At 73.1% G+C, this 5887-nt stretch carries 4 protein-coding genes; 2 read left to right on the top strand and 2 right to left on the bottom strand.

What is annotated here, in order from left to right:
* Positions 1–50: 50 nt before the first annotated feature.
* Complete coding sequence (locus tag ACFU6K_RS29060; protein WP_380667962.1) at positions 51–818, bottom strand: polyprenol monophosphomannose synthase; 768 nt, start codon at positions 816–818, stop codon at positions 51–53.
* Between the two features lie 336 nt (positions 819–1154).
* On the opposite strand from ACFU6K_RS29060, the gene manA reads away from it, so the two are divergent.
* Positions 1155–2333, top strand: coding sequence for a mannose-6-phosphate isomerase, class I (gene manA, locus ACFU6K_RS29065; RefSeq protein ID WP_380667964.1), 1179 nt, complete (start codon positions 1155–1157; stop codon positions 2331–2333).
* Positions 2334–2356: 23 nt separating this feature from the next.
* On the opposite strand, the gene dnaB is transcribed toward manA, so the two are convergent.
* The gene (gene dnaB / locus ACFU6K_RS29070) at positions 2357–3970 is read right to left on the bottom strand and encodes a replicative DNA helicase (RefSeq protein WP_380667966.1); all 1614 of its coding nucleotides are present in this window, start codon (positions 3968–3970) and stop codon (positions 2357–2359) included.
* 451 nt (positions 3971–4421) lie between these two features.
* Between dnaB and ACFU6K_RS29075 the strand changes: the two genes are divergently transcribed.
* A complete protein-coding gene (locus tag ACFU6K_RS29075; protein ID WP_380667968.1) occupies positions 4422–5768 on the top strand; it encodes an MATE family efflux transporter in 1347 nt (448 codons plus the stop codon).
* Positions 5769–5887: the final 119 nt, after the last annotated feature.

Raw genomic sequence — 5887 nt, forward strand, 5'->3', positions numbered from 1 at the left:
AGTCCACCGGTTCGGTGGACGGGCCCTTCGGCCACGGACGGTTCGGTCGGTCAGCGCTTCGCGGTGGCCCCGCGCAGCTTGGCCAGCCGGTCGGTGACACCCCAGGTGGTCACCCGCCACAGCGCCTCGACCACGATGTTGCGGCTCATCTTGGACGCCCCCAGCTCGCGCTCCACGAAGGTGATCGGCACCTCGGCGACCTTGAACCCGGCCTTCACCGTGCGCCAGGCCAGGTCGACCTGGAAGCAGTACCCGGCCGAGGCGACCTCGTCCATGCCCAGACCCAGCAGGGTCTCCTTGCGGAACGCCCGGTAGCCGCCGGTGACGTCCCGGATCGGCACGCCCAGCATCAGCCGCGAGTAGGTCGAGCCGCCGCGCGAGAGCAGCAGCCGCGACTTCGGCCAGTTCACCACCCGACCGCCCGGCACCCAGCGCGAGCCCAGCACCAGGTCGGCGCCGCGCAGCGCGCCCAGCAGCCGGTCCAGCTCCTCGGGCTGGTGCGAGCCGTCCGCGTCCATCTCGACCAGGACGTCGTAGCCGTTGTCGATGCCCCAGCGGAAGCCCGCGAGGTAGGCGGCCCCCAGGCCCTCCTTGCCCTTGCGGTGCATGACGTGGACGTGCTCGTCCTCGACGGCCAGCTTGTCGGCCAGCTCGCCGGTCCCGTCGGGGCTGTTGTCGTCGGCAACCAGGACGTGCGCCTCGGGGACGGCGGCACGGACCCGGCCGACGATCCGCTCGACGTTCTCCGCCTCGTTGTAGGTCGGGATGATCACCAGGACCTTGCCGAGATCAGCAAAACTCTGCTGGTTCACGGTCACGTACAAACCTCTCGGCCGATGACGGGGGGTCTCGGAACACCGGCGCCCGCACTCTGGAACGCGGCTCCGCCGGCAGCCCGCCGGGAGGACCTCGGTGGCGAACTGCGCGCAGGGCGGAGGCTACTGCGTCCTGGCATCCTACTACCGCGCCGGGAACCACCGGTCCGGCCGTGGCACTCCCACCCGGTGGCCACCGTTTCCCCGTGGGTGACACCGTTCGGCTAGGGTCGTTTCCCTTGCCCGTGCCCGGACCGCCCGCACCGCCGGGCCCGCCCCGGCGATCCGGACTCGGGACATCCGGGGCCGCCCAGACTGCGAAGGAGTAGGACCGCGCGCATGGACAGGCTCGTCAACACCGTCCGCCCGTACGCCTGGGGGTCGCTCACCGCCCTGCCCGAGCTGCTCGGGCAGCGGCCGACCGGTGAACCGCAGGCCGAGCTGTGGATGGGCGCCCACCCCGGCGCCCCGTCCCGCGCCGACCGCGGCGAGGGCCCGCGCCGGCTGGACGAGCTGATCGCGGCCGACCCCGAGGGCGAGCTGGGCGCCGCGAGCGTGGCCAGGTTCGGCCCGACCCTGCCGTTCCTCTTCAAGGTCCTGGCCGCCGGCATCCCGCTGTCCATCCAGGCCCACCCCACGCTCGACCAGGCCCGGGCCGGCTTCGCCGCCGAGAACGCCCTCGGGATCCCCCTGGACGCCCCCGAGCGCAACTACCGGGACGCCAACCACAAGCCCGAAATGGTCTGCGCGCTGGGCGACTTCGACGGCCTGTGCGGCTTCCGGCGGCCCGCCGACGCGGCCCGGCTGCTGGCCGGGCTCGCGGTGCCCGGGCTCGCCCCGGTGATCGACCGGCTGGCCGCCGAGGACCAGTCCGAGGCGCTGCGCGGCGCCCTGACCGCCGCCCTCGCGCTGGACCCGGAGACCGTCCGGCGGACCGTCGAGGTCCTGGCCGCGACCGACCCGGACGGGGAGTACGCCCCGTACGCCCGGATCGCCGAGGACTTCCCGGCCGACCGCGGCGTGGTCGCGGGCATGCTGCTCAACCACGTCCGGCTGCGGGCCGGCCAGGGGCTCTACCTGGGCGCCGGGGTGCCGCACGGCTACCTGTCCGGCGTCTGCGTCGAGCTCCAGGCCAACTCCGACAACGTGCTGCGGGCCGGCCTCACCCCCAAGCACATCGACGTGCCGGAGCTGCTGGAGGTCGTGGTCTTCGAGGCCGGCGCCCCCGAGCCGCTGGAGCCGGTCCCGGTCGAGGGCACCCCGGGCGAGGAGCTCTACCCCGTCCCGATCGACGAGTTCCGGCTCTCCCGCTTCGTCCTGGACGGCGCCGAGCGCGAGATCGACGGCCGCACCCCGCAGATCCTGCTCTGCACCGAGGGCGCCGCCCGGCTGACCGCCGCCGACGGCACCGTCCTGGACCTGGCCCGCGGCCAGGCCGCCTTCCTCCCCGCCACCGGCGCCCCGACCCGCCTCTCCGGCACCGGCAGCACGCTCTTCCGCGCCACCGTCACCGTCTGACCGCTCCCGGCCGGGGCCCGGGCTCAGTCCCGGGTCATGTCGACGAAGCGCGAGTAGTGGCCCTGGAAGGCCACCGTGATCGTCGCGGTCGGACCGTTACGGTGCTTGGCGACGATCAGGTCGGCCTCGCCCGCGCGCGGGGACTCCTTCTCGTAGGCGTCCTCGCGGTGCAGCAGGATGACCATGTCGGCGTCCTGCTCGATCGAGCCGGACTCGCGGAGGTCCGAGACCATCGGCCGCTTGTCGGTGCGCTGCTCGGGACCACGGTTCAGCTGGGACAGCGCGATGACCGGGACTTCCAGCTCCTTGGCCAGCAGCTTGAGGTTACGGGACATGTCCGAGACCTCCTGCTGGCGGTTCTCGGCCCGCCGGGAGCCGCCGGACTGCATCAGCTGGAGGTAGTCGATGACGACCAGCTTGATGTCGTTGCGCTGCTTCAGCCGGCGGCACTTGGCCCGGATCTCCATCATCGACAGGTTCGGCGAGTCGTCGATGAACAGCGGCGCCTCGCTGACGTCGGGCATCCGGCGGGCCACGCGCGTCCAGTCGTCGTCCGTCATGTTGCCGGAGCGCATGTGGTGCAGCGCCACCCGGGCCTCGGCGGAGAGCAGGCGCATGGCGATCTCGTTGCGGCCCATTTCGAGCGAGAAGATCACGCTCGGCAGCTTGTGGTGGATCGAGCAGGCCCGGGCGAAGTCCAGCGCCAGGGTGGACTTGCCCATCGCGGGGCGGGCCGCGATGACGATCATCTGGCCGGGGTGGAGGCCGTTGGTGAGCTGGTCGAAGTCGGCGAAGCCGGTGGGGACGCCGGACATCTCGCCGTTGCGGGAGCCGATCGCCTCGATCTCGTCGAGGGCGCCCTCCATGATGTCGGAGAGCGGTGCGTAGTCCTCGTTGGTGCGCTGCTCGGTGACGGCGTAGATCTCCGCCTGGGCGGCGTTGACGATCTCGTCCACGTCGCCCTCGGCCGCGTAGCCCATGCCGGCGATCCGGGTGCCCGCCTCGACCAGCCGGCGCAGCACCGCGCGCTCGTGCACGATCTGGGCGTAGTACTCGGCGTTGGCCGCGGTCGGGACGGAGTTGACCAGGGTGTGCAGGTAGGAGGCGCCGCCGACGCGCTGGAGCTCGCCGCGCTTGGTCAGCTCGCCGGCCACGGTGATCGGGTCGGCCGGCTCGCCGCGGGCGTAGAGGTCGAGGATCGCGCCGTGGACCATCTCGTGCGCGGGCCGGTAGTAGTCGACCGGCTTGAGCACCTCGACCACGTCGGCGATGGCGTCCTTGGAGAGCAGCATGCCGCCGAGGACGGACTTCTCGGCGTCCAGGTCCTGCGGCGGGACGCGCTCGAAGCCGTCCACGCCCCCGCCCCCGTCACCGCCGCCCTCGTCCCGGCGCTGCCAGCCGCCGTCCTTCCGGTCGCCCTTGCCGCCCTTCTGGAAGCCGCCCTTCTGGCCGTCGCGGTTGCCGCCCTGGCCGCCCTGACCGCCCTGGCCACGGCCGCGCGAGACCGGCAGCCGGTCCCCCGGGCCGTCCGGGAAGGGCGCGTCGTCGAAGGCGCCGGCCGGGAAGGGGTCCTCGGCGGGCTGCCAGTCCTCCTCCGGCGGCGGGGCGTCGTGGTCGTCGTACTGGGGGCCGGTCACGCGTGTTCCCCGATCAGCGAGTGGTGCGAAGGTGGAGCGGGCTTGCCGGTGGCTGGATGGAGCGGATCCGCTCCTCTTTGTACGCCACGGTCCCGACAAATCGGACGCCGGGGCGGCGGGAGTGTCGGGCGGAGGGCCCACGCTAAGGCGCCGGACGCCGTTGCGCCAAGGCGGTTATCCACAGGGGGTGTGGATGACCGGCCCCGTCCTGTGGAGAACTGCCGCAAAGCTGTGGACACCCCTGTGGACGTCCCTGTGGATAACCGAACAATCGATCCACCGTCAACCTGTTGACCTGGGATTACCTCTTCTCGGGCCTGTGCATGAGAAATTCTTCACACACCTCCGAACGGCTGTGGGCGCAGAGCGGACGAACCGCGCCGCTCAAGATTTCGAGTAATAGTCACTAGGCCCTTACATCCATTACCTGTGGATGAGTAGCCTGGAGCCCATGACCGCCTCGCCCCCGACCCCGGCCCCGAAGCCCTCGCGACGCCGGCACGACCGGGAGATCCTCGCCCTGGCCGTCCCGGCCTTCGGCGCACTCGTCGCCGAACCGCTCTTCCTGATGGCCGACTCGGCGATCGTCGGCCACCTCGGCACCCCCCAGCTGGCCGGGGTGGGCGTCGCCTCCGCCGCGCTCTCCACCGCGACCGGCGTGTTCGTCTTCCTCGCCTACGCCACCACCGCGGCGGTCGCCCGCCGGATCGGCGCCGGGGACCGCCGGGGCGCCGTGCAGCAGGGCGTCGACGGCATCTGGCTCGCCCTGGGCCTGGCCGTCCCGGTGGTCCTCCTCACCCTGCTGCTGGCCCCCTGGGCGGCCGACGCGCTGGGCGCCTCGGCGACCGCCGCGCCGCACGCGGTGACGTACCTGCGGATCAGCTCGCTGGGCATCCCGGCGATGCTCATGGTGCTGGCCGCCACCGGGGTGCTGCGCGGCCTCCAGGACACCCGCACGCCGCTGGTGGTGGCCGTCGCGGGCTTCGCCGCCAACATCGGCCTGAACGCGGGCCTGGTGTACGGCGCCGGGCTCGGGGTGGCCGGCTCGGCCTGGGGCACCGTGCTCGCCCAGACCGGGATGGCCGCCGTCTACCTGGTCGTGGTGGTCCGCGGCGCCCGCCGGGAAGGGGCCTCGCTACGGCCGGACACCGCGGGCATCCGGGCCAGTGCCAGGGCCGGCGGCCCGCTGCTGGTCCGGACGATCAGCCTGCGCGCGGTGCTGATGACCGCCACCGCGGTGGCCGCCCGGCTCGGCGACGACCAGGTCGCCGCCCACCAGATCACCATGGCGCTGTTCAACTTCCTGGCCTTCGCGCTGGACGCGATCGCGATCGCCGGACAGGCCATCATCGGCCGCTACCTGGGCGCCTCGGACGTCCCCGGCGCCCGGGCCGCCACCCGGCGGATGGTCGAGTGGGGCGTCGTCTCCGGGCTGGTGCTCGGCCTGCTGGTGGTGGTCGCCCGCCCGCTGTACGTCCCGCTCTTCACGCCCGATCCGGCCGTCCGGGCCCAGCTGGACACCGCCCTGCTGCTGCTCGCGCTCACCCAGCCGGTGGCCGGCCCGGTCTTCGTGCTGGACGGCGTGCTGATGGGCGCCGGGGACGGCCCCTACCTGGCCTGGGCCGGGCTCGCCACCCTGGCGGTGTTCGTCCCGGTGGCCCTGGCGGTGCCCGCCACCGGCACCGGACTGGCCGGGCTCTGGTGGGCGATGAACCTGTTCATGCTGCTGCGGGCCGGCTTCCTGGCCTGGCGCGCCCGCGGCGGCAAGTGGCTGGTCACCGGAGCGGTGCGCGGCTAGGGCGTGTCGGAACCGGACCTGGAGGACCCGGACCTGGAGGGCCCGGACCGGAAAAGACCGAGGGTGTCGGCCCCGACGACCGACGGCCGCGCTCCCGAGCGCGACACCTTCGCCTGGAC

The organism is Kitasatospora sp. NPDC057512, assembly GCF_042802135.1.
GTDB lineage: Bacteria > Actinomycetota > Actinomycetes > Streptomycetales > Streptomycetaceae > Kitasatospora.